This is a genomic window from bacterium (genome assembly GCA_016702305.1).
Lineage (GTDB): Bacteria > Electryoneota > RPQS01 > RPQS01 > RPQS01 > JABWCQ01.
Map to the genome: position 1 here is coordinate 21,055 of JADJEH010000009.1, position 25,271 is coordinate 46,325.

Annotated in this window: 11 protein-coding genes; 1 reads left to right on the top strand and 10 read right to left on the bottom strand. The window is 60.1% G+C overall.

Annotated features, from left to right (window positions below):
* Positions 1–2: 2 nt before the first annotated feature.
* The 3 genes from IPH10_08995 to IPH10_09005 all read right to left on the bottom strand — a co-directional run bounded on the left by IPH10_08995 (position 3) and on the right by IPH10_09005 (position 17,548).
* Positions 3–665 carry a PadR family transcriptional regulator gene (locus tag IPH10_08995; GenBank protein MBK6911045.1) on the bottom strand — a complete coding sequence of 221 codons (663 nt, stop codon included), beginning with the start codon at positions 663–665 and terminating at the stop codon, positions 3–5.
* 295 nt (positions 666–960) lie between these two features.
* On the bottom strand, positions 961–13,266 hold the full coding sequence (locus IPH10_09000; protein MBK6911046.1) for a T9SS type A sorting domain-containing protein: 12,306 nt from the start codon (positions 13,264–13,266) through the stop codon (positions 961–963).
* A gap of 406 nt (positions 13,267–13,672) precedes the next feature.
* Positions 13,673–17,548 (bottom strand): fibronectin type III domain-containing protein, encoded by a 3,876-nt coding sequence (locus IPH10_09005; GenBank protein ID MBK6911047.1) that lies wholly within the window; start codon positions 17,546–17,548, stop codon positions 13,673–13,675.
* 212 nt (positions 17,549–17,760) lie between these two features.
* On the opposite strand from IPH10_09005, the gene IPH10_09010 reads away from it, so the two are divergent.
* Positions 17,761–19,824 carry a S9 family peptidase gene (locus IPH10_09010; GenBank protein ID MBK6911048.1) on the top strand — a complete coding sequence of 688 codons (2,064 nt, stop codon included), beginning with the start codon at positions 17,761–17,763 and terminating at the stop codon, positions 19,822–19,824.
* A gap of 131 nt (positions 19,825–19,955) precedes the next feature.
* On the opposite strand, the gene IPH10_09015 is transcribed toward IPH10_09010, so the two are convergent.
* From IPH10_09015 to IPH10_09045, 7 genes are all read right to left on the bottom strand, one after another.
* On the bottom strand, positions 19,956–20,408 hold the full coding sequence (locus IPH10_09015; protein ID MBK6911049.1) for a hypothetical protein: 453 nt from the start codon (positions 20,406–20,408) through the stop codon (positions 19,956–19,958).
* A gap of 47 nt (positions 20,409–20,455) precedes the next feature.
* Complete coding sequence (locus IPH10_09020) at positions 20,456–21,100, bottom strand: hypothetical protein (protein ID MBK6911050.1); 645 nt, start codon at positions 21,098–21,100, stop codon at positions 20,456–20,458.
* 202 nt (positions 21,101–21,302) lie between these two features.
* Positions 21,303–21,965, bottom strand: a complete 663-nt coding sequence (locus IPH10_09025; protein MBK6911051.1) for an ABC transporter ATP-binding protein — start codon at positions 21,963–21,965, stop codon at positions 21,303–21,305.
* 3 nt (positions 21,966–21,968) lie between these two features.
* Positions 21,969–22,586: a class I SAM-dependent methyltransferase gene (locus tag IPH10_09030; protein ID MBK6911052.1), complete on the bottom strand. Its 618-nt coding sequence runs from the start codon at positions 22,584–22,586 to the stop codon at positions 21,969–21,971.
* Between the two features lie 120 nt (positions 22,587–22,706).
* Entirely contained in the window at positions 22,707–23,123 is a 417-nt protein-coding gene (locus IPH10_09035) for a DUF2141 domain-containing protein (protein MBK6911053.1), read from the bottom strand.
* The gene (locus IPH10_09040) at positions 23,124–23,618 is read right to left on the bottom strand and encodes a DUF1499 domain-containing protein (protein ID MBK6911054.1); all 495 of its coding nucleotides are present in this window, start codon (positions 23,616–23,618) and stop codon (positions 23,124–23,126) included.
* A 94-nt stretch (positions 23,619–23,712) separates the two neighbouring features.
* On the bottom strand, positions 23,713–25,131 hold the full coding sequence (locus tag IPH10_09045) for an MATE family efflux transporter (protein ID MBK6911055.1): 1,419 nt from the start codon (positions 25,129–25,131) through the stop codon (positions 23,713–23,715).
* Between the last annotated feature and the right edge of the window lie 140 nt (positions 25,132–25,271).

A 25,271-nucleotide genomic window follows, 5' to 3' on the forward strand; every position in this document is an offset into this window, starting at 1 on the left:
GGTTACTTATCGGGTTCCGTCCCCGGCTGAAAAGCCGCGGTCATGCGTTCCATCGTCTCGCGGTCGAGCGCCGGCCGCCCGGCCAGCCATGAGCGGTGCGATTCAAGCAGCGTGTCATTGGCAATGGCGGCGCGCAGGGCCTGTAACTCGGCCATGACGCCTTCCGTGTACGCCACTCCATAGCGAATCGCGAAGATGTAGAAGGGCGGATAGACCGTATCGTGCGGACAGGAATCCAGAATCCAACGTGCCTTCGCCGTCAACAACACAGAGTACATTTCGAGCTGCGCGATCTTGCGATCCACGTGCGCCAGCGCCGTCTCGCGATCGAGGTGTGCGCCGAAGAACATCTTCAGCAGAAACTCGTCCCGCAGCACGTCCTCGGTCGGCGGCTCGCACAGCCAGCGTTTCAGCTCGTCCATTCCCTGTTCGGTGATCGCATAGACTCGTCGTACGCCGGGCCCCTGCCCCTCGCCAACTTCTTCAGCCGAACTCAACAATCCCGCCTCTTCCATCCGCGCCAATTCCGGGTAAATCTGGCCATAGCTCTCCGACCAGAAGTGCGCAGTACTTTCTTCGATCTTCTTCTTGAGCTGGTAGCCGCTGGCCGGCTCAGCGCTAAGTTGTCCCAGTAGTGCCCACCGGGTTTTCGAGGTGCGTGTCATTTATATCTCCAAGCAATATTGCTACAAACAATATATCTAAAAAGAATATATCTGTCAACTCGATCACGAATTTATGAAAGCTATAATAAACAGTGACATGAATCTTGCTTGACCCTCTTGTAGAGGCGAGACTCCGGCGAATTCCAAAATGCTCGAAATGTCAGACTGCGGCCCAAAACGAAAAGAGCGGACCAAAGACTGGTCCGCTCTCCTCTATATGGGCGGTGCGCCGGGAGGGCTTCCGACGCACCTGGGCAAGTGGATCGCCCCTGGGCAAGGGACGATCCGGGCATGACTATTTGATCAGGTGCACGCGCTTGACGTCTGTGAAGTCCGCTGACTGCATGCGCACGAAATACAATCCGCTGGCATGAGCGTGGGCTTGCCACGTTGCCCGCAGGAATCCGGCTGGCTGTTTGCCATCGAAAAGTTCTTCGACCTCGCGGCCCAGCACGTCGAACACGACGATCCGCACATCGGCCGGCTGCGGCAATTCAAATGGCACCGTCAGCGTGGCGTTAAACGGATTCGGATACGGCGCGCCCAGCGCCACCACATTCGGCAGCAGTACGCCACTCGGGTCAATCGGAGTGCCGCCCTGAATCCGGAACGGCGCATCCGACAGATCGTGAATGCTCGTGTCACTTTCAGACGCGATAATCACAAAGCAACTGTCCGCGTTCGGCCCGGTGATGGTCCAGATCTCTTCACCGTCGTTTTCGGTGGACAAGAAGAGCGTGTCCAAATCATGGATCGGCGCGCCCCGCCACAGCGCGACGTGCACGTTGCCGCTGATGCCTTCGCTGTCCCAGCGGATGCGCAGTTGCTGCGTCACGTCGTAGCCGCCGCCGCTATTCGGTTCAATCACCGTGATACTCGGCATGCGAATACTAATCGGCAGATCGGTTGTGTCAAACACGGCCGACTCTCCCGCCAGACGAATGCGCAACGCGGCAAACTCGCTTTCTGGACCTTCCACCGTCCATAGGAACGAATCAAGCTCCGTCGTTGCCACGTTCTGCCAGTTGCCTTCCGCGCGGTCGCCGTAGTTAACAGCAAGCTCGACATCACCCGGCGCATGTGCGCGCGACCAGCGGATCCAGCGCTCTTCGCCGACATACCACACCGTCTCGTCACCCGCGTCAATCGTCAAAGCGCGTGCAACCAGCGTCCGCACGGGCGACAGCGCCGACAGTTGCGGATAGCTGACCGATGTCACCCGGAATTGCAGCGCCTCACTCTCGTGATACGGCAGGGCGTAGCTGTAGGTCGTGTCGGTCACGCCCGTCGCCGCGATCATCCAGTCCGCGCCGTTAAAAGTGACCTCCAGATTGACAGGCGCGGCGCCGTCCAACGCGCTCCACGCCAACTCAATAGTCTGTCCGGCCGTGTCACTACCGCTCGTATTCGGCGCGAGCCACTGAAGCTCGGGCACATGCACGCGGAACGTCTCCGTCGTATCGGCAATCGTGTGATCGTCCATCGTGCGCACGATTAAGCGCGCGTCGCCGCGTGGCGGTTCGACAATCCAATTCCAACTCACGTTGAGCAGGTTCTCAGCCAGCGTCGTTTCACCGCTTGCGTCCAGCCGCACGACTTCCATCGCGCTCTGCACACCCGCCGCGTTCCAACTCAGCGCCACCGTTTCATTCGCCAGCACATCCGCTGGAGGTTCGTTTGTCCACGCCAGCGCCGGTGCGCTAAGGACAAAGGCGGGCGTCGCCGCTTGCAGCTCCTGGTCACCCGCCACGAACGCGCGGAAGCGCGCCACGCTTGACAACGGCTCTTCAATCGTCACGATCAGCGTTCCTGGCACCGTTATGTCAGCCAGCGACTCCACCTGACCGTCACGATCCAGCGCGACGATCACGGTTTCACTCACATGCTCCGCAATATGATCACCGGTAATTTGCAACTCGACCTGCATGCCGACGTACAACGTTTCGGCGGGCGTCGTCATGGTAATCGCCAGCGTCGGCTGATAGACGCCGATCGCCTGATTCAGCACGTCGGAGAATTGTGCTTCAAGCTCACTGCGGACGCGCAAGCGGCCGTTCTCCGTCTCCGGCAGACTCGGCGACCACTCGTAGGCCTCCGCAGTACCGCGGTAGAGCTGTTCCCACGGGCCGTTCGCTCCGTCGCGCGAGAATTCGAGAATCGCGTCTCCGATGATTTCATGCGCGTCCCAAGTCACATCGCGCGGAATGCCCACACGGAAGTCCGGATCGCCGACACTGTTCATCGTCAAGCTCGGCGCGACGACACGGAAGCTCGCGCTCGTGTCGGTCAAGTCGCCCCGCATCACGGCTTGAATGGCAACCAGTGCATTGTTCGCGGCGCTCGTTGGCAGATAGACAAGACTATCGCCGGCGCTTTGGCCGATTTCCACAAAGCCCGCGCCGCTATTCAAGAGCACGCGTACATTCCCGCCCACATGCGACCGCGTCCAGCGCACCGTCTGCGGTGAATTGATCACCCAGCGCGAGTCACCCGACGGCGTCGTCAACGCCAACGACGGCTGGTAGGGGCCAAACACCGGAATACTGTCCGCGCAGAACGGCGCGGCCAGTGAATTAATGACGAGATAGGCCTGTGCCGCCGCGTCACCGCTCACGGTCCATGCGACGCTGTCCAGCAGCGTTGCAGCCGCGATCACGGTGGATGAACCGCCGACGCGATTGAGGCGCACCGACACCGCGCCGCTGAAGCCCACGCGCTCCCAGCGCGTCGTTAACACGTTGCCCAACACCAGCGGCGCATTGTCCACCGGCGCGATCAGCACGACCTGCGCCTGCAGCAGCGTGAAGTTGGCGTCGCCCAGGTCATTCCACGCGCTATTCACCGTGGACGCCACACGCAGCCGGGCTTGTGTGGTCGGCGCGCCGCTCACGGTCCACACCAGCGAGTCAGCGTTTACCGACGCGACCAGCGTCTCCCATGACGACGGATAGTTGCGGTCAATTTCCACGCGCACCGGCGCCGGATGATCCGCGCGCGTCCAACGCAGCGTTACCGGCTGCTCAATCGTCAGCATCTCGCCGTTTTGCGGAGAGCTGACGGTCAGCGTCGGTGTGGCCAGCACAAACGCATTGGACAGCGCATACACTTGCGGTTGCGCGTCGCTTTGTATCTTCAGCATCGCCTGCGGCGCCGCGCTTCCGGCGGGCGTCCAGGAATAGGATGTCGTTGCCAAATTCGCGGCCAGCAGTTCATTGAACGTCGCCCCGTTGTCCCGGGACAGATACAGCGATACCGTGCCGCTCAAATTGCTCACCTGCCAATTCACCGACTGCGCGAAGCCCAACGGAACGCGTGCCGGCAGCGCTCCCGCGAAGCCCAGCGTTGGCAGAATAATCGCGTGCGTGCCGTCAGAAACGTCAAACAGCTCCGCATGTTCGTCCGAGATCACCCGCACCCGTGCGTTCGTCGTTGCCGCGCCGTTGACCGTCCACACATAGGAACTGCCGCTGACGTTTTGCGCCAGCGTCTCCCATGCGCCGTTCGGATAGTTGCGGTTCAGTTGCACACTCACGGGATCACTGGCCGCAGCGCGCGACCACGTCACCGTAATTGGCTGACCGACGACCCACGACTCGCCGCCGTTCGGCTGCGTGACCGTCACCAGCGGCTGGGCCACGACGAAACAAGTGTCGCCGTCCGTCTCGACGAAGACGCCGGAAGCCGTGCGCAAGATGAACCGCGAGTTCGGCGTCAACGGCGGAGTGACCGTCCAGTGAATCGAGTCACCCGTCACGTCTTCGCGCAGGATCTCGATATCGCTCACCGGATTACCGCGATTGAGCAAGACGTCAATCGGATCCTCGGTGTTCTCGCGTGACCACGCCACGGTAATCTCCCGTCCCACGGCCAACGTGTCACCAGCCTGCGGCTCGACAAGATCCAGTCGCGCCAGCACGATTGAACTGTTAAAGGTCACCGCGCCTTGCACCCACGGCTTGTTGACCAGGGACACACGGAAGCGCGCGGAAGCCGTCAGCGGTTCAGTCACGACCCAATTGAAGCTGGATCCATTTGTTTGACCGACGGCGGTCCACGGACCCAGCACACCGTTGCGCGACACTTCCACGTTTGCCGCACCCGCGGCAAAACTGCGCGACCACGTAATAGTCTGCGTGTCGCCGACGATCATCATCTCCGGAACCGCCGGGTCGGTGATCGTCAACACCGGCGTACCGAGCGGACATGCTCCCACCGTGTCGCCGAGCGAACTGTTCCACGAAGACAAAATTCGGAAGTGCGCGTTCGGCGCCGGATCGCCGGTCGCGACCCACAGGAACGAGTCCGCTTGCACCGCGTTCGCCAGGATTGTCCACTGTCCCGACGGATAGTTGCGCTTCAGATAGACCGTTACGCCCGGATTCAAGCCGATGCGTCGCCACGAGAACCGCACGGTGTCGCCGATAGCGATAGAGTCTCCGCTGCTCGGTGTGAGCAGCACGACCGACTCGGGCAGGATCGCGAAGTTCTCGTCGCTCAGGTCGTAGACATTGTTGTCAAACACCATCTGCACCCGCACTCGCGCCTGCAAGCTGCTCGCGCCCACCGCCGTCCACACGAAGCTGTCCGCCGACGTTTGCGTCAACAGAGTTTCCCACGTACCGTCCGGCCAAGTGCGATTGAGTTGGACGCGCACCGATCCGGACGCGCCATTACGCGCCCACCGCATCGTGTAGCTGCGGCCGATAATCAGAGTATCGCCGCCGTTTGGCGCCGTCAATTGCAGCGCGGGCAAAAACGTCCCGAAGTCCGCGTCGTTCACATCGTTCACATCCGCGCGGCCATACATTGAGACGCGCACACGGCCATGCGCAAAGCCGGGGTTGTTCACCGTCCACGTGTGCATGTTCTGCGTCACGTTCGTGGCTAACGACTCCCACACTCCGCCCGGATAGTCGCGGTTGAATTCAACGTTCACGCCGCCCGGCACACCATTCTTCGTCCATGTGATTTGCACCGGATCGCCGACTTCAAACAGCTCCGCCGTATTTAACGTTGAAACGTAGATGCTCGGCGTCACCAGCGTCAGGTTGTTATCCGACAGATCGAGCACGCCGAACTCCTCGGACCGTACGCGCAGCCGCGCCATGCCCGTTTCGTTCCCGCTCACGATCCAATTGTAGCTCGCGCCCGTGACGCCCGTGGCGATCGTCTGCCACGCGCCGTTCGGGTAGCTGTAGTTGATATCAATCGCCACGCTCGACGTGAAATCCGTCTTGCTGAAGCTGATCGTTTCCGTGTTACCGATGCCCAGCACGCCGCTATTCGGCGCCGTGAGCGTAATGCTCGGCACCAGAATCGTCTGAACCAGCGTCGAGTCGCCCAGCGCCGCATTGCGCGTCGAGAGCACGCGCAGTACCGCCGACGTGGAGCGCGGTCCGCTCACGGTCCAATTGTAACTGTCCGTTTGCACGCCGCCGGCGACCAATTCCCAGATGCCGCCGGGATAGGTGCGATTGAGATAGACATTCGCTCCCGTACCGACGCGCGACCGCGTCCAAGTGATCGGCATCGTATCGCCGACCTCATAGCTTCCTGACGCCGCCGGTGACGTCACCGTTAAGGATGCAAAGTCAATCGGCACGTTGAAGTCAAGCGTATCGCCGAGGTTGGCGATTTCCGTATGCACCAGACGCAACCGCGTGTTCAGCGTGGGCGGACCCGCCGGAGTCCAATACAGATCGTTCGCCACCGTGAGGCCGATCTGCTGCCACGCGCCGCCCGGATAGTTGGTATTCACATCCACGCGCACGTTGCCGCTGGCTGCGGCGTTGCGCGTAAAGGCAATCAGGTTTGGCAGGCCAATCGCCAGCGTGTCACCCGGCACCGGCGCGCTGAAGGCCAGCGCCGGCTGTTGAATGGCAAAATTGCTCGAGGAAACATCGTTCTGCGCCGTGTTGCTCGTATTCTGAACGCGCACGCGGCAGGCCGTCGAGGTCGCGCCACTCACGGTCCACACCAGCGAATCGGCTTGCACGTTGCTCGCCAGTAACTCCCATGCGCCCGCCGGATAGGAACGGTTGAGATGCACGTCCACGCCACTGACCTGCACACGCTGGAAACGCATCGTCACGCTGCGTCCAATGCCCCACGTCTCGCCGCCGTCCGGATACAACAAGGTAACACCCGGCGTCAGAATCGAGAAGTTCGCGGCCATCGTATCGCCGACGTTGGCATATACGCTGCTCTCAAGTTTCAGGCGCGCCGTTGTCGTGACCGCACCCGCTGCAATCCAGTTCACCGAATTGCCCGTCACATTGGTCGCAATCGTCTCCCACGCGCCGCTCGGGTACGTGCGGTTCAGTTTGACCGTCACGGCCTGCGCATGATCCGTGCGCGTGAATGTAATCGGATAGGTCGTTCCCGTCACCCACGTCTCGCCGCCGCTCGGCGCGGTCAACGACAGGTCGGGCCGGAAGATCGTGAAGTTGGCGTTCGACGTGTCACCAAACGTCGGAATCTGCTCAAAGATCACGCGCACCCGTGCCACGGTTGTCGGCTCTTGGGTCACGTTCCATGTATAGCTGTTGCCAGTCAGGCCGCTCGCCAACGTCGTCCACGCGCCGCCCGGATAGTTCGTATTCAAATCCACGCGCACGGCACCCGACAGATTACTGCGCGTCCACGTCACCGTCGTGCTCGTCGTCGTGCGAATCTGCTCGCCGCCGTTCGGCGCGGTTACCGCCAGCGACGGCTGTACGATGTTCATGTTCCCGGTCGTGTCGGCAATCAGCGCATTGCTGTTCAGGTAAATGCGGAAGCGCGCGTTGCTGCTTACCGGACCGCTGATCGTCCACGCCAGCGTGTCGCCTGCGGTACTGCCGATGGTTTCCCACGCTCCGTTCGGGTAGTTCCGATTGAGCGTAACCGTGGCCGCGCCGCTCGCCAGATAACGTGCCCAGCGCAAGGTCAGCGGGAAGCCGATCTGCAACGTGCTGTTGTCGGCGGGTGCAGTCCATGTCAATGTCGGCTGCGCAATCGTCACGGCGTCGGATGTGTCCGCCAGGGACTCGTTAGCGGTCGCAACGACACGCACTCGCGCCGTCGTGCTGGCCGGCCCCGTCACGGTCCAGGTATAAAGCGTGTCCGTCTCCGCGGCGGACAGCGTCTCCCATGCGCCGCCGGGGTACGTGCGGTTGAAATCTACACGCACCGACGACGTCGTCCCTGATTTCGTCCAGGCAATATTCTGCTGCGAACCGACGGCCCATATCGGCGATCCGCTCGGCGCCAGCAGCGCCAGCGTCGCGTTTTCAATCGCGATATTCGCGTCGGAACTGTCGCCGACCCATCCGTAGGTCTGATGCACGACGCGCACACGCGCCGCGCTCGATACCGGCGTATTCACCGTCCAATTGTAACTGTTCGTCGTCACGCCCGTCGCCAGCGTTTCCCAGTTCGCGCCGGGATAGCTGCGATTAAGCTGCACATTTACCGCGCCGTCCGCGTTGCTGCGCGTCCACGTAAGCGGACTCGTCGTGCCTACGTAGTATGTGCCGCTGTTGTGTGACGTCAAGGCCAGAGTGCGCTGCACCAGCGAGAAATTCGCGTTCGATTCGTCCGCAGTCGCGCCGCCCGTGGTCAGCTCCACTTTGACGCGCGCCGTTGTCGAAGCCGCACCGCTCGCCAGCCATACAAACGTGTCCGCTGCGCACGAGTTGGTGAGCACCTCCCACGATCCGCCCGGATAGCTGCGGTTCAAGGAAATCGTCGCCGCGCCGCTCGCAAAGAACCGCGCGAAACGAATCGTTGTGTTGCCGCCCACTGTAATCTGCTCGCCGCCGTTCGGTGCGGTCACGGTTAGATACGGCTGGACAATCGAGAACACCGCGTTGGAATTATCCGTAATCGTCGAGTCGGCGGTCAATCTCACGCGCACGAGCGCCGTCGTTGAAGCGCTACCGCTGACCGTCCACGCGAACGTATCCACCGCGCATAGCGTCGTCAATGTCTCCCACGCGCCGCTGCCGTTGCTTCGATTCACCTGAATCGTAGCGTTGCCGCTCGCGTTGCTGCGCGTGAAGCGCACGATCTGTTGTGAACCCAGTACCCACTGCTCGCCGCCGTTCGGCGATGTCACCGCAAGGGTCGGCGCGGTCAACGCGAAGTTCGCGTTGGACGTATCGCCAACCGCAGATTGCGTCGTCAGGAATATCCGTGTGCGCACAGAGCTGCTCGCCGCGCCCGTCGGCGTCCAATTGAACGTGTCCACCGCCACGTTATTGGCGAGCTGTTCCCATGCCCCGCCCGGATAGCTGCGGTTAAACTGCACGGTCACGTTGCCCGGCGCATTGTTGCGCGTCCAGCGAATCGTGTGCGGAGTGTTCAACAGCCAACTTTCGCCTCCGTTCGGCGCGGTCAGCACCAGACCCGGATTCAGAATCGCGAAATCCGCGGCGCTCGTGTCGGCCAACGAAGAGTTGCTCACCAGATAGATTCGCACACGCGCCGCGTTCGTCACCGGCGAGTTCACGACCCAGCTCAGCGTATCAACCGTCACGGAGCTCGCCAGCTGTTCCCACGCTCCGGTTGGATAACCGCGGTTCAGCATCACGCGCACACCGCCGCTCGCGCTCATCCGCGACCAGCGAATCGTCTGTGTCGTGCCGACATTCCACGCTTCGCCGCCATTCGGCGACGCCAGCGTCAACCCCGGCTGGTTGATCGTGAAGTTCGCGTTCGACGTGTCACCCAAGGCAGGATCGCTGTTCAAGTACACGCGCACACGCGCATTGGTCGTGCCCGGACCGGTGGCCGTCCAATTGTAACTCGAACTGATGATCGTAGTGGAAAGCGTTTCCCATGTTCCGTTCGGATAGTCACGCATCAGTTGGGCCGTCACGTTGCCTGCGACATAAACGCGCGTGAACGAAATCGGCACCGTCGCGCCGACGTTATACGCTTCGCCGCCGTTCGGCACGCCCAGCGTCAAGGTCGGCTGCACGATATTGAACGGCGAGTTCGACACGTCCGTAATATTTCCGTCCGAGTTCAGCGTCACGCGGATACGCGCGTTCGTCGAGGCCGGACCGGTCACGGTCCAACCCTGACTGGTGCCCGTGTTGCTCGCTGAGAGCGTCTCCCATGTCCCGCCCGGGTAGTTGCGATTGAGTGCCACCGTTACCGCGCCGTCCGCCAGATTGCGTGACCACGTAATCGTCTGCGACGTTCCAATCGCCCAATTTTCCGCACCATTCGGCGCCACGACGGTAATGCCCGGCGACCCGTTGGCAATCGTGAAGTTGACGTTGGAGTCGTCCTGATATCCCGGAATATTCACCGGCGCCACGCGCACGCGCGCCGTCGTCGAAGTCGGGCCGTTCACGACCCATGACCACGATGTTCCCGTGACATTCACCGCCAGCAATTCCCATTCGCCGGTCGGGTAGGCTCGATTCACATAGATATTGAACGGCCCGACAATACTGCTGTGCGACCAGGTGATGCTCTGCGTGGAGCCGGTCAGCCAGCTCACCGCCGTATTCGGCGCGGTGACCTGCAAGAACGGCGGGTTGATGCCGAAATTCGAATCGGATGTATCAGAAGCCGTCGCGTAGTCGAGCGATGTCACGCGCATGCGCGCTGTGGCACTGCCGTTCTGGTCAACGTTCCACACCAGCGAATCGGCCGCCACCGACGAAGATAGCGTAATCCACGTCGCGCTCGGGTAGGTGCGATTAAGCTCGACCCGGCACGGGCCGTTGAAGTTGTGTTTCGACCAGCGTACGGTGTACGCCTGTCCCGGCGTCAAAATCTCGTTGCCGTTCGGCAGATCCACTTCGAGCCACGGCCCGCTGATCGCGAAGTTTGCGTTGCTCGTGTCGCCCAGCGACTGATTGCCATTCTGCACAATGACGATTCTGCACGAGGGGTCCGTCGGCGCGGCGACGGTCCAATTGTAGAACGTATCGGAAGTCAGCGTGATAAAATTGTACACGCCGTTCGGCCAGTCGCGCTTGACGTACACTTCCACGTTGCTGATATTCCCGGTCTTCGTCCAGCGAATCGTATGCTGCGTCCCTACCGTCCAATCCTCGCCGCCATTAGGCGACAGCACGGTAATGGATGGAGCCACGATCGAGAAATTCGCATTGCTTGTGTCAGCGGCCTCCGGCACCGTCAGATGCCGCACGCGAATACGGGCCGTCGTCGTCGCCGGTCCGATAGCCAGCCACGAATGCGAACCGTCATTCGCCGTGGACGACTGAATCGTGTCCCACGTGCCGCTCGGATACGTCCGGTTGATTTCAATCGCGACGTTTCCGCCCACGCTGCCGGTGCCCCACGTAATCGTGTTGCTCACGCCCATGGACCACGACTCGCCGCCGTTAGGCGTTTGCACGACCAGTTCCGGCGCGCTGGTTTCCGTCTGCCACAGGCCGCGGCCATGCGTTCCGGCGCGCAGCACACCCGTGGACGGATGCAGCGCCAGGAAGTCCACCACTACATTGGGCAAGCCAACTGAGAAATCCGACCAGCTCGCTCCCGCGTCGTCCGAGTAGTAGACCCCAAGGTCCGTGCCGACGTACATCTTGTTACCGTTGGACTGGTCAATGACCATGCAGTTCACCGGGATATCCGGCAAACCGGTCGAACTGTTACTCCAGCTCGTGCCGCCGTTCGTGGACTTGTAAACGTGTCCCGAACCATATCCCGAGACCGTCACATAAACAACATTGTGATTCGCCGGGTCCACCACCACGTGAGTCGGGTAGCGTTCGGGAACGCCGGTCTCGATATTGACCCAATTCGTACCGCCGTCGTTCGTCTTGAAGATCTTGCCGTCGTAGCCCTCATAGGCGACGTAGATCGTCTGCGGATTGGACGGGGCCACCGCCAGGTGACTGATCGTCGAAGCATCGAGCGCGGTCGAAATGGCCGTCCACGACGCGCCGCCGTTCGTCGTCTTGTAAACGAGATTCGTGCCGGTATAGAGAATATTGGCGTTGGTCGGATCCATCACGCGCGGCGTAACCCACGCGCCCTGACCGCTGATACCATTTTGAATGGACGTAAACGATGAGCCGCCGTTCGTGGACTTGTAGTGATTGCCCCGCTGCGTCGTTCCGTAAACGTTGCTCGAATTGGTAAAATCTACATTGCAGTAGCCGCCGTCGCCGCCGAGCGGACGGGTATGCGTGTTGGAGTTGTTATACTTGTTCGTGCCATTGTCCTGCGTGCCGCCATAGGCCACGTCGGCCTGCAAGTTGTCATTGCAGATGGCATAGTACTGATACGTGACCAGCCCGTTGTTCAAACCCACCCACGACGTGCCGCCGTTCGTGGACTTGAACAGACCGCCGTCCGTACCGACAATCAGCGTATTCGGATTCCCCGGCATGTACGCCAGCGCATGGTGATCCGCGTGCGCATACTGCGCGTTCCCCTCCGAATAACTCCAAAACGTCATGCGCGTCCAAGCCACGCCGCCGTTGGTGGACTTGTACGCGTCCAAACCGCTTGACCACACCTGGTTCGGATCGGTCGGATGCACGGCGATGACCAGGTTGTACCAACCCTGTCCCGAATACATGTTCGGTGTCGTCGCTTGCACCGTCCACGTGCCGCCGCTATTCGTCGTCTTGTAAATACCGTAGAGGCCCGCACCGTTGCTGATCGTCTGCGAAATACCCGCATAAACCGTACTCGGGCTGCTCGGGCTGATAGCCAGGTCCACACGTCCGTGGTTCGACCCTGAAGGCAGTCCGCTCGTGAGCTGTGTCCACGTCACGCCGCCGTTCGTGGATTTGTAAATACCGTTATTCGTCGTGCCCCACGGATAGCCGTTCGCGCAATACAGCACGCTGGCCGAATCCGGGTGCATTTCGAGGTCCTTGACGTCGCCCGTGTGATAAAGAGTCCACGTCGAACCGCCGTTGGTAGACTTGTAGATACCGCCTACCGAGCTGTTACACGCCGCGTAAACGATCTGCGAGTTCGTCGGATCGACGATGATCTTGTTGACCGCGCGGTTCTGTGATTGCGTCCAGGACAAACCGGTCGTGCTCCACGTCGCACCGCCGTCGGTGGACTTGAGCACGCCAGCGCCGAACACCGCGTCCACGTTGAACGAACCTTCACCCGTGCCGATGTAGATGATATTGGGATTCGCAGGGTCAAGCTCAACTGAGCCGATGGCGAGGCTGGGCAAATCGTCCGTCAGCGGCGTCCAGGTCGCTCCGCCGTCCGTGGTCTTCCACAGGCCGCCCGATGCCGAACCGACGTAGATGATATTGGTATTGGTTGGATGCCAGGCGATGTCCAGAATTCGGCCCGCGAAGTTACTCGGCCCGATGGAGGTCCAGTTCTCATCAAGGGCACCAACGCGCTCGCGGTTCGCCTGCTTTTCCTGCCACGCCTGCATGCGCAGCGCGACGGGATCGCTGGTTTGATCCGGCGTAAGTCGTTGACCGTAGAACCACGCCCAGCGGTTGTACGGCTTCCAGCCCTTGCCCTTGCCCGGACTCTCGAACGGGTCAAATACCGTTCGGAACGCCGAGTCCTGTTGTTGGAACTGCGTGAACACGTCAACCTGCCGGTCGGCAGCTTGCAACGCGCTGTTGCAAACCAACAGGCCTGCCATGAGCAGCAATGCGCCGAGCCCGCCCAAGGCCGTACGCCTAACCTGTTGATTTTTAGTGTGATTGTGACCCGTTGTCATGCTTTGCCCTAAGTCTGTTCATGAGACCTCGTACCGCTACTAAGTCAAAGACCGGACCAATTGAATATTGGGTCACGATAATACTTGAATTGAACAGCCCCGGCAGGCCGGGTCCCCGGGATTCGCGACCCGAGAAAATCGAAAAAGGGGAGCTAACCCCTTTACTTAAGGACTTTGTTGTCTTATCTTGCACTCATCGGCGATCATGGGTCCCGCCGCAAATGTAAGCGGCCGCTCTTCACAGAAGAGCGGCCGCTTCGTCGTTTCAGGGGCAGGCTTTGCCTGCTATAGCATCCGATAGGGCAACTTCAAGCCATTCGGCCCGCCCCTACCAGACCGGATAGATCGTGTACGTTACCAGCGTCGTCGCGGGCAGAACCGTCGTGTCCGTGTAGGTCGTGGCGCTGGTTGTCGTCAACACGGTTCCAGCATGGGCGGGCAATCCCGGCCCGATGCGCCGCACAACCCGGTAGCCCGCCACGCCCGGCAGGGCCTGCCACCGCAGCACGGCGTTGTTCGTCCCCGTCGGACAGTGCAGGGTGACGTCATACACCGGTTCACGCAGCGTCTGCCCGAGGAAATCGGTTAACAGCGTGTCCATCGCAGCCGCGAGCGTCGTGAAGTTCGCGCGATAGGGCCGCAATGATAGGTAGATTGCATCCCAGTCCGTCCCCGCCGTCTCCGTGCTCATGACCCCGTAATACGAATCTGGCGAACCGGCCAAGCGATACAGCGGATAGACATCCGCACCGGCGCGCGGCGTAAATTGCGGCACAAGCGACATCGCCACGGCAGGCTGCTTGGCAATTGTCGCCAAACTTGGATGCTCGCCCCACAGCGAATCCGTCTCGGCCCAATCCGCCGACGACCCGAAACTCTCAACGCCTAACCGCGACCGCAACTCCGGCGACAGATAGAGATTGAGTTCCTTTCCAATCAGCACGAGCTTGCCGCCTAAATCGAGATACGTCACGAGCGACGGCTGCACCGTCTGGAAGATCGTTTCGTCACCGTTGAAGCCGTTGAACACCCACATCACCGTCCCCGCCTGCCAGATGTTGTCCACCAGACCGTTCAGCCCGGTGCCCACCGGCGCATAGCCCGGCGGCCGCGTGCCCGTCGTAAACAAATCCCAGAAGCGGAACGAGCGATTGCCTTGCAGGACGTGCTGGTTGTAGAGATCATACACCGACTGCCCATACGTATTCCAATCGCAGCCGTTCACAATCAGCATCGTGCCTGGGTCCACCGTCGGTGGTGAAAATCCAATCGCCGAATCGGACGGCAGCGACTCGCGCCCGTCCGCATGTTGACTCACGATCCAGTAGTGGTAGCTTGTCAACGGTGACGCGACCACATCTTCATAGACGGTCGTCGGTGCGGCGACAACGGCCACAGTATCCACCGCTCCGCCGCCCACCGGCCGCCGCAGAAGCGTGTAGCTGGTTTCGTTCTCGGCGATGGATGGCGTCCACGTAATCCCGATCGTTCCCGGCACAAGCGCGGTCGTCGTAATGCTCTCCACCGGCGGATAGTGGTCCAACAGCTTCGTGGTCAGAAACTCCATGAAGTTGCGCAATTCAGTCGGGTCGGCGCGATACGGCCGCGTGCTCACATAACACACATTGTACCAATCCGGCAGCGCCGCTCGTGAAGCCGCTCCCATCCACTGATAGTCCGAATTGTTGTACGTGTACAGCAGCAGCGGACAGCCTGAGTCGTCAATCGAAAACGGTTCGAGATTACCGATGTTTGCGGCACTCGCGCGCTTGCCGATATTGCCCAATCCGGGATAGAGCGGCGTGAGCTCCGCCGTGTTGGTCACTTGCACCTGAAATCCCCAATGCACGGCGTGAAAATATCCGGCTTCGAGCTGATCGTCCACCCAGTCACCCAGCTCTTTTCCAACCACCACCAACTGCCCGCCGCTTTGCAGATACTGCGACAACGCCGGACCCATCGCGCGGAACTTGTGTCCGTCATGATTCGCCGGATTGTCAGGATCAAAGGCGTTCATCATCCACAGCACAATCGGATGATCAAACAGCTCTTCGTCCAAGCTGTCAATTCCGAAACCGATCGGCGTCGCGTTGTTCGGATAATTGGCCGTCGAGAGCAAATCCCAAAACTCGAATGGTGCTCCCGGCCCTAACAGCACTTCGTCTTCGTACAAATCAATCAACTCCTGCCCGTACGTGGCCCAGTGACAGCCGTTGACAATCAGCGGCAAACCGTCCCCATTGACCGTCGCGCCCACCAAGGCAATCGCCGGGTATGATGGGTTCGAGCGGAAGCCCTGCGCACTGATCGCCACGAGGCGGTACTCATACGTCTCCAGCGACGTCACATTTGAATCAACGAACGACAGGTTCGGATAGGGCGCGAACCCGACCGAATCGAATGTGCCCGCCGGATAATCGCGCCGGTAGATGATATGCGCGTCCGTCCCGCGTTCCTCGTTGTCATGCCAGCGCAGGGTCACGCGGTCTGTATCGGGATCGGTCGTCAAGAACCGCGGCTGCCCCGGATGATTGGTCAGCCACTCACCGCTGATGATATAGAAATCCCCGGCGTTGTTGCGTTCATTATTCGGACCGTCGCCATGCATCACGTTGGGAATCACGTCCCAATAGCCGTCGTTGTTGAAGTCGCCCGTCGTCGCCCAGTACGCCAGCAGATCGGACACCTCGGCTCCCTGAATCACCTGCACGTACATTGTGTCGGAGGGATCAGCGAAGTCAATCACCGGCGGCAGCAGTTCCGCCTTGCCCCACACGATGCGCACCGTCCCCGCCTTGAAAATACCATACGGCCCCGCGTCATGCACGCAGCCGAACATGATGTCGAAGAACCCGTCGCCGTTGACGTCACCCAGCGGCGTCGAATCACCCAGCAGCCAGTCAATTCCGCCGCCATAGATCGCTGTCACCGAATCCGGCAGGCCGTCGCGAATATCCACCTCCGCCGGCCAATCGTATTGCCCATAGAACAGAAAATTCCCACCGGCCCAGAAGATATCGTTGAAACGTCCGTCCGTGCGAAACGCACCGATCATCACGTCCTGCAATCCGTCGTTGTTGATATCGGCGATGGTAATCTCCTCGCCCAGGCAATCGCCGCCGACTTCACCCGTGTTCTCGATCCCGTGCGCGCCCCAGACGATAACGGAATTCGCGGGCATTCCCGCCGCCAGATTGATCGTGTCGGGCAGAGTGGCCGATCCGAAGAGAATATAGGCTTCACCCGCCGCCGGGCGGTCGTTGTTTGGTCCGTCACCGGCGCCGCCGGTTTCAAATGGATAGTCCACGTCGGTATCGCCTAACCGCGCAACGACCTGCGCGCCCGCGCCAAGCACGAGATCGCAATACGCATCGCCGTTGAGATACCCCATCTCGCACGTGTTGCCCAACTGATCGCCCGGATCTATTCCAAAGATCACCGTCATGCGTTGATCGCCCGGATTAGCCAGGTCAATCGTATCGTTGCGCGCGAAGGGTCCATACACCAGATAGCACTCGCCCGTCTGGTCCGCACCCGCGTTGTTTGCGAATCCGTTTGCGCGCGGCGCTCCGATCAGAATGTCTTCGTGTCCGTCGCCGTCCGCGTCACCGCTGGTCACCCAGATCCCGAGCTTGTCATCCGCTTCCGCGCCCTTAATGAAAGTGGTTTGCAGCGCCGCCATATCCGGAGCCGAGGCGACATCGCGAAACGTACCGCGCAGATGCGGGCCGCCCCAGACGATATAGACTTCTCCGCCGTTCAAACGCCCCGGTGTATCACTCCACGCCGCGCCGACAATCAGATCTTTAATGCCGTCGCCGTCGAGGTCGGCCGCATTATGCTTCGTTCCCAGATAGTCCTTCGCCGCGCGGCCCCACAGTGTGAACAGATTCGGATAGACGCCGTCGTAGAACTGAAAATCCACCTGACCGCGAATCGTGTCCACGCCAAACAGCACATGCAATTCGCCGCACGAGCTGCGATCGCCGTTGCGTCCGTCACCCGTAATCGCCGAGAGAATCGCATCCATCCGACCGTCGCCGTCAACATCGGCGGCGTATACCGGAATACCCGTGTCGCCGTCTTCCGCGCTCGGATTGAACATGGTCATCTGACCCTCTTGCGAGCGGTCGCCCGTCCACCAGAATTTAATCGGCGTCGCCAAGGCCGCCGTGGCCGTCAACAAGAGTAATAGTGTGCGCATCATAGTAGGCATGTGTCTCACCGTGTTCATTGGTATTGAACATGGAATATAAGCATTTTCCCTGGCGCATGGAAAGCTCTGGCGCTCGCTTTTTCAAATTCACCGCGCTTCCGCACGCCCCCGCTGGTCTGGTGCCGCGTTGCAACTCCGCCCGCAAATCCCTAAATTGTGGACGTTTTCATACAATTCAACCCCAAAATAACAGGTCTACCATGAAGCGCTTCGTTTGCGCCCTGTGTCTGGTTTCTTTGGCTTTCTGCACGATCGCACTTTGCGGCCCGACACACGACATCACGACTGACGACTATTTCACACAGGCCTTCATCGCCTCGTCCGCCATCTCCCCCGATGGCCGCTGGGTGGCCTATACCGACATGCGCTGGGAATCGCCGCGGGAAGAGCGCAACCACGACCTGTGGCTGGTCGAAGTGGCCACCAAACACGCCGAACGGCTGACCTTTGATGAAGCCACCGAAGGCTCGCCGCAATGGAGTGCCGATGCGCAGTGGATCTATTTCACCGCGAACTACTCGCGCGGCAAAGACGCGCCGCCTCCCTACAGCGGCAAGATGCAAGTCTGGCGTATGCCACGCACAGGCGGAGCACCCACACCGGTCACGCAGCTCAAGAATGGTGTGACCTCGTATAAGCTCAATTCGGCCGCCAACGCGCTCTACTATACCGTCACGTCGGACGAGTACGAAGCCGACGAGTGGAAGGACATGCGCAAGGAACACGATGGCGTGGAGTACGGTCATGGCAAGTTCAAGAAGACCGAACTCTATCGCCTCGATCTCACCAGTTGGCGCAGCACCAAAGTCTACAGCGAGCCGCGCCACATCGAGGCCTATTCCATCTCACCTGACGAGCGTTCGCTGGCCTTGATCACGGCCAAGACTGATCTGCTGATTCACAACGAAGGCTTCACGGACGTTCAGCTGTTGAATCGCGCTTCAGGCGAAATCGTGACACTGAACGACGACCTGTGGCGCGCGCAAGCGGCTTCACCGTACGGCTGGCTCGACGGCGTGTGCTGGTCGGCCAACTCTTCGCAATTGGCTTTCCGCTGTACGTGGGACGGCTATCCCGAGGAAATCTACATCGCCCATCTGGGCCGCGACACGATGATCACCAAGCTCAAGCGCCCCGATGAGATTTGCGTGACCGGCGCGGCGCCGAGCTGGCAGGGCAGTGCGCTGATTGTGCCCTACGAGGACCATGCGCGCGCGCGGCTAATGCGTTTTGAATATGTCACACGCATCGGGCAAGGTCCACACAAGGTGCTTACGCCCGGCGACGTCGTAACAGACAGCTACAGCTTTTCGCGAGACGGCAAAGTGCTCGCAGTCGAGTGGGACACGCCGCAATCGCCCGGTGACATTTACGTCGGTACCGGTCTTGGGACAAACTTCACCAAAGTGACGGACATCAATCCGCAGATCGCCGATTGGAAGCTCCCGCAAACGGAGATTTTCACGTGGATCGCACCGGACGGCACACCGGTCGAAGGTATTCTGGAACTGCCGGCCGACTACGTGAAGGGCTCGGGCCCGTTGCCCACGTTCGTCAGTCTGCACGGCGGCCCCTCGGCGGCCGATCTCTATCGCTTCGAGTTCTGGATCTACGGCCGCATCCTTTGGCCGTCGCTCGGCTGGGCCTGCTTCTGTCCCAACTATCGCGGCTCGACCGGCTTCGGCGACAAATTTTTGACCGACCTCATCGGCAACGAGAACGACATCGAAGTGCAGGACATTCTCTCCGGAGTGGATGCGCTCGTCGCCGCAGGAATCGCCGATTCCGGCAAATTAGCGGTCGGCGGCTGGAGCAACGGCGGTTTCCTGACCAATGCGGTTATCACGCACACGACGCGCTTCAAGGCCGCCTCGACCGGCGCGGGAGTCATGGACATGCTTACGCAATGGGGTGTTGAAGACACGCCGGGCCACGTCATCAACTACATGCGCGGCAAACCGTGGGAAGCACAGGCCGAGTATCTTGAAGCCTCGCCTGCCTGGAACATGGACAAGATCACGACGCCCACGCTGATTCACGTCGGCGAAAATGACGAGCGAGTCCCCGCCGCGCACGCTCGCATGCTGCACCGCGCACTCAAGGAATACCTGCATATTCCGACCGAACTGGTTGTCTACCCCGATCAGGGCCACGGCCTGTCCAAGTACACCTTCCGTCAGGCCAAAATGGCCTGGGATGTCGCCTGGATCAAGAAATACGTCTTGGGTGATGCCGGCCCCCTCCCGGCTCAACCGGCGCAGTAACCAGACGACAATGACGTAATAATAAAAAAGGCGACTCGCATGGAGTCGCCTTTTTCGTATCTTGTCTGATTCGCGGCAGGCATATCCTTGTAAGGATTTCTGCACCTGCCCCGTTTCGTGACTACAAAACCTTAGTTCGCCGGCGGTGTCACATTGACATACGTCACTTCCACGTCGCCGTCGCCGTAGTTGTGATCAATATGCAGCGTGTCGTCGCTCGCGCCGTGGAATTCAGAACTCCACGTGAACGCCGTATCCGCCGCCGCGCTATCAATTTCCGTCACGTCAAACGTAATCGCGCCGCCCTCGGTCGCGCTGTAATCGCCTTCCCACGTGGTGTAGGCATCGAGCAGCGTGAAATATTCGGCATAGTGGAACGAACCGTCGGAATAGAACGTCACCTTAACGCTGTCCGAACCCAACTGCGTACCGGCATTGATCGCCCACCACTGACCGACCATGCGTTCGGAGTACGTCGGGCCCTGCGGTTCTTCTTCATCATCATCACTCGAGCAACCGACGGAAAACGCCACCACGACCGACAGGCCGAGGGCCAGCAGAATGTGCTGCAGCTTCTTGTTCATAGTCATTATCTCCAGGTATTGATTGTGTGTTTGCGTCCGACCGTGGATTACATCTTCGCCAGTTCGGCGGCGGCATCCTTGGCGGCGGCGGTGTTCTTATACTCCGCCTTGTTGACGAACTCCTGCAGCGCCTTCTTCTTCAAGGCCGGATTCTTCAGGTTCATGATCCGCTTGAATTCGCTCGTCGCGGCCGTTTCCGCCATCTCCGCGGTCTTGTCCTTGGCCTTCTCAACCTGCTTCTGGGTGTCCTTGACCTTCTTCTCAGTCTCGGTCAACTTGCCCTGGGCCGAATCCGCTACGGCGGCCAGCGAATCGTTCGCCATCTGCTGCAGCTTGAGCTTCGCCTGCAGCGCGGCCGGCGATTCCGGATACTTCGCAATCACTTCATCCAGCTTGCCTTCCGCGAGCAGCGCTTCCGCCAACTTGTTCTTGGCATCCTTCGCCATCCGATGGTCGCCATACATTTCGAGGATTGCGTTGTACTTACCGTCGGCAAACAGCTTCTCGACAATCTTGTCCTTCGCCTGCTGCACCATCGAGGCCAGTTCCGGGTTGCTGCCGAACTTGGCAATCAACTGCTCGTACTGACCGGATTCCATCATCTTTTGAGCTTCCTTCATGGGCGACGAGCAGCCGAGCATCAGCACGGTCGCGATCGTGACCAGAAGAATCATCATCCATCCACGCTTCATGTTCACCTCCGTTAGGGGACTTTAGTTTATAAAAATTAAAACGTTAAGAGTCAATCAACACAAAACAAGGTCATTCCTGACCTTGCAGAATCTATAACTTTTATTGCTGAAAGTCAAGCCGAATCAACGGCTTGAGGATCCCCATCTCGCGGCGGCCTCTACCCCCACCGGCCCTGTGTCATGATCTCATAACCGACTAAACCTACACAACGGTCCCATCATGCACCCGCAGCGTACGCTGCATCGCCCGCGCCAACTCGAGATTATGGGTCGCAATGATCAGCGTTGAATTCTGCTCGCGCGCCAGCGACAACAGCAGCTCCTGCACCGCCCGGGCAGCTTCTCCGTCAAGATTCCCCGTCGGCTCATCGGCAATCACCAGCGCCGGTGCATTCACCAAAGCTCGCGCCACGGCCACTCGTTGGCACTCGCCGCCCGACAATTCACCGGGCCGATGATGCAGGCGGTGCGCCAGACCCACCCGCTCCAACAGCGCCTGCGCGCGCGTCTCGGCCATCCCGCTCGCATTGCCCGCCAATTGCGCCGGCATCAACACATTTTCCAGCGCGGTAAATTCCGGCAGCAGATGATGCGATTGAAACACAAATCCGACTTTGCGGCTGCGCAGGCGCGCCAGCTCATCACTCGAGAGCTTCGAGTACTCCGCGCCGTCCAGCACCACCTCACCCGCCGTCGCCCGATCGAGCGCGCCCAGCAGATGCAGCAGCGTGCTCTTCCCCACTCCGCTCGGCCCCACCACGGCCAATTGTTCACCCTGCTCAATCGCAAGATTCACATGGTGCAGCACCGGCACCGCCGCCGCGCCCAGTACATAGGATTTGGCCAGTTCAACAGTCTTTAACATAGGTTAGCTCTTGCGCGCCCGTCCCATATACATGTACCCGCCGCTTTTCGGCATGCCCACGGCGTAGAAATTTTCCAATTGCACCAGCTCAAACCCCGCATCCCGCACGAAGTCGCTGATCATCCGGTCCGTATGACAGCCGTCGAACAGCATTTTCGAAACGGGCGTCAGGCGCCGTTGCCACTTCTGCACGCCGCGATCCGAGGCCAGTCCATGCTCGATAAACAGCAAATCTCCGTCGCGTCTCAGCACCCGCTTGGCTTCGGCCAGTGCGCGCGGCAGATCGGGAATACTGCACATCGTCCATGTCGAGAGCACCGTGTCAAACTCCCCGTCGTCAAAGCCTAACTGCTGCGCATCCATGTCAAGCAGCGTCACCGGGAAGGCGTACTCATGCGCTAACTTCACGGCGATCTTGCGCATCCCCGGATTCGGCTCAATGCCCGTGACGTGCGTCACGTCCGCAGGCAGATGCTTCAAATTCAATCCCGACCCAAACCCAAGTTCCAGCACCCGGCCGCGCGCCGCCGCCACGGCCTGCGCTCGATAGCGCTCGTGCCGTTCTGCGGCGAGCCCCCGATGCAGGAATCGCGGCAGGATCTTCTCGCGATAAAATCCCATTCGCTCTTTCTGATTTCGCCCCGTCCTCCGGGGGAAACCAAGGGGGGTAAACTTCTAAACGAGATCAGCCGCCACCAAACCCCTGCGTCAGCGCATCGGTTTAGCGGCTGCGCTCGTTAATTACTCAAACTTAACCTCAACGACCTGCTCCGCCCCCGACAATTCAAACTTCATGTCATCCCATTTCGGCGGACCAAACGTCTGCGCCTTCGCGCCATTCGATGCCGCGCCCTTTTCCTTGGGCGGGCCGTACCAATGACGATCCATCTTCTTGTTGGAATTCTTGTCGTGGTAGACCGTCACGGCATACGTTCCCGCCGCGAGATTCTCGCCGCGCCATTCGCCGCCGCCATTGACGAGCGGAACCGCGTCACGGTTGAGCGGCTTCTTATCGTTCCACGCCTGTTCGTTCGGCCAGATCGAAACGATCAATTGTCCTTGATCGGCGGCCACACCGCTGATCTTCACGACCATCGTCGTGCCCGTCTGGGCCATTGCCCACGACGCCAGCACCAGCGTCAACAGAATTACCTTCATCTAAGATCCTTTTTGCCCTTGTAGCAATGCGGTAAGTTTCGTATCAAATCGTTTGCGAATGTCTTCGACGCGTTGCCGGTTCACCCCGAGGTCCCCCTTGCCCAACCGCGACGCCGAGCGCACCTCCATCTGGCCGCGCGATTCATCCAGCGCGAATTCCACGTCGTCGCGAAATCCCCACAGCTTCGAATGAAACTCGACGTGCATGTAATCCACGCGGCTCACCAGCACGATCGCCCGCGGCATTTCCGAGATCGCCTCTTTCAGCAGCCCGTAGGCTACCTGCCGGTCCACGCCGGTGAACAGAATCGGATCTATCTTGTTTTCGGGCCGTGTCGCTTGCGACGAAACGCAATTGGGAAACTCTGGACACGGTTTGAGCTGCCCATAGAACACCCCGAGCTTCTCCGGTATGGGGCTCAGGGCCTTGATGGACTGGCGGATGCCAAACGCCAACACCAGCAGCAATACCGCCAGCAACGCCAGCACGGTCATGAATCTGTTTCCATGAGACATAGTTTTACAGGATACAAAGGTGCACGCTAACATGCAAGCGGCGGCCCCCGCCGGCCGCCGCTCACCCCAACACTTACACCACTTTGCGCAGCCACGACCCCTTGTAGAACAGCCAGACTGCAATCAGGCCGCCCAGCGAATGCGCAATCGTCGCCCCCCAGATCATGCCCACCGGACCCCAATCGAGCAGAATTCCAAACGTGTACATGAACGGCACCATTAACAGCCAGGCATGGGCGATACTGAGCAGCATCATCGGACGGTTGTGGCCCGCGCCCTCAAAGACCGTCTCTGCACCAATGTGAATTCCAACGAACGGAATGGATATGGCCATGATCCGCAACAGCGAAGCGCCCAATTCGCCGCCGCTTTCGATGCCGAAGAAGGCTGCCACAATCGGCTCCGCGAAGATGAACACCAGCGCTCCGTACCCGAGCATCACGTAGCCCGCCACGCGAATCGAATGCACGCCGGCAATCCACGACTTCACCAGGTCCTTCGCACCAAGAAACTGCGCCACCAGCGCTGATGTTCCCAGCGTGAACCCGACCATCGTCATCACACCGAAATGCAGAACCTTCTGCGCCGCGCCAAAGATCGCCACCACGTCCGTGCCGTAGCTTGTCACCAATCGCACGCCGAATGTCATCGCCAGCGAAAAGCTCAAGATGTTGATGCCCACCGGCCATCCGATGTTCCAGATCATCATGAACTCGTCGCGGCTCGGCCACGGACGCGCAAACCAATGGACACGAATCGGGGATTTGTCCGTGGCCAGCACATACATGCCGATCATGGTCACCAGCAGGTACGAAGTGCACGCGCCGATGGCCGCGCCGACGATCCCCAGTTCCGGGAACGGGCCGATACCGAAGATCAGCAGCGGGTCGAGGATCATGTTCGTTCCCGCGCCCAGCAATTGCATCCACCACGCCATGCGCGGCATGCCGATGCAGCGGAACGCCGAGTAGACCGAATACGAGCTGCCCACGATGCCCGCGAACGGGAACATCCAGTGTCCGTAGTCATACGCCAACTGTTCCACAGCCGGTTCCACGGCCATGAGCGGCAGAATCACCGGCATCAACAGCCACGTCGCGAAGCCGATCAGCGTGCCCATAATGATCTTCATCATGAACGCCGAACGGATGGCGATCCCCGACTGTTCCATCGCGCCTTCGCCAAATCGCCGGGCGATCACGGCGTTCGATCCAACGCCAGTAATGATGTTGAAGGTCATCATCGTCCAGTAGATAGTCATCAGCACGGTCACGGCGGCGACGGGCTCCGTGCCCACTTTCGCCAGCCAGAACAGGCTGACCATCTCATTGAACGACGCGACCATGAATCCGCCCATCGAAGGAATGCCGTAGGCGACGACCTCCCTGTTGATAGCGCGGCTTTGTTCGCGCGAAACATCTCTGACGCCCGCCACCTCAGGCGGCAGCGTCAGCACGCTCGCGACTTTATCAGACGGAATAATGGGCAACATAATCTATGATCCGCGAAGCACGACCCCACGCCGCCTTCGCCCGCTAAATGAAAAAACATGCCTTCTGACGTCAGACTTCATACTTCATACTTTCCCCAACTCACCACCCCCGGCCTCCTGAACTGACCAATCACCACTAT

Excerpts from the sequence above, each read along its gene's own strand:
- IPH10_08995 (MBK6911045.1), bottom strand. The coding sequence starts at position 665 with ATGACACGCACCTCGAAAACCCGGTGGGCACTACTGGGACAACTTAGC.
- IPH10_09000 (MBK6911046.1), bottom strand. The coding sequence starts at position 13,266 with ATGGCAGGCCTGTTGGTTTGCAACAGCGCGTTGCAAGCTGCCGACCGG.
- IPH10_09005 (MBK6911047.1), bottom strand. The coding sequence starts at position 17,548 with ATGCGCACACTATTACTCTTGTTGACGGCCACGGCGGCCTTGGCGACG.
- IPH10_09010 (MBK6911048.1), top strand. The coding sequence starts at position 17,761 with ATGAAGCGCTTCGTTTGCGCCCTGTGTCTGGTTTCTTTGGCTTTCTGC.
- IPH10_09015 (MBK6911049.1), bottom strand. The coding sequence starts at position 20,408 with ATGAACAAGAAGCTGCAGCACATTCTGCTGGCCCTCGGCCTGTCGGTC.
- IPH10_09020 (MBK6911050.1), bottom strand. The coding sequence starts at position 21,100 with ATGAAGCGTGGATGGATGATGATTCTTCTGGTCACGATCGCGACCGTG.
- IPH10_09025 (MBK6911051.1), bottom strand. The coding sequence starts at position 21,965 with ATGTTAAAGACTGTTGAACTGGCCAAATCCTATGTACTGGGCGCGGCG.
- IPH10_09030 (MBK6911052.1), bottom strand. The coding sequence starts at position 22,586 with ATGGGATTTTATCGCGAGAAGATCCTGCCGCGATTCCTGCATCGGGGG.
- IPH10_09035 (MBK6911053.1), bottom strand. The coding sequence starts at position 23,123 with ATGAAGGTAATTCTGTTGACGCTGGTGCTGGCGTCGTGGGCAATGGCC.
- IPH10_09040 (MBK6911054.1), bottom strand. The coding sequence starts at position 23,618 with ATGACCGTGCTGGCGTTGCTGGCGGTATTGCTGCTGGTGTTGGCGTTT.
- IPH10_09045 (MBK6911055.1), bottom strand. The coding sequence starts at position 25,131 with ATGTTGCCCATTATTCCGTCTGATAAAGTCGCGAGCGTGCTGACGCTG.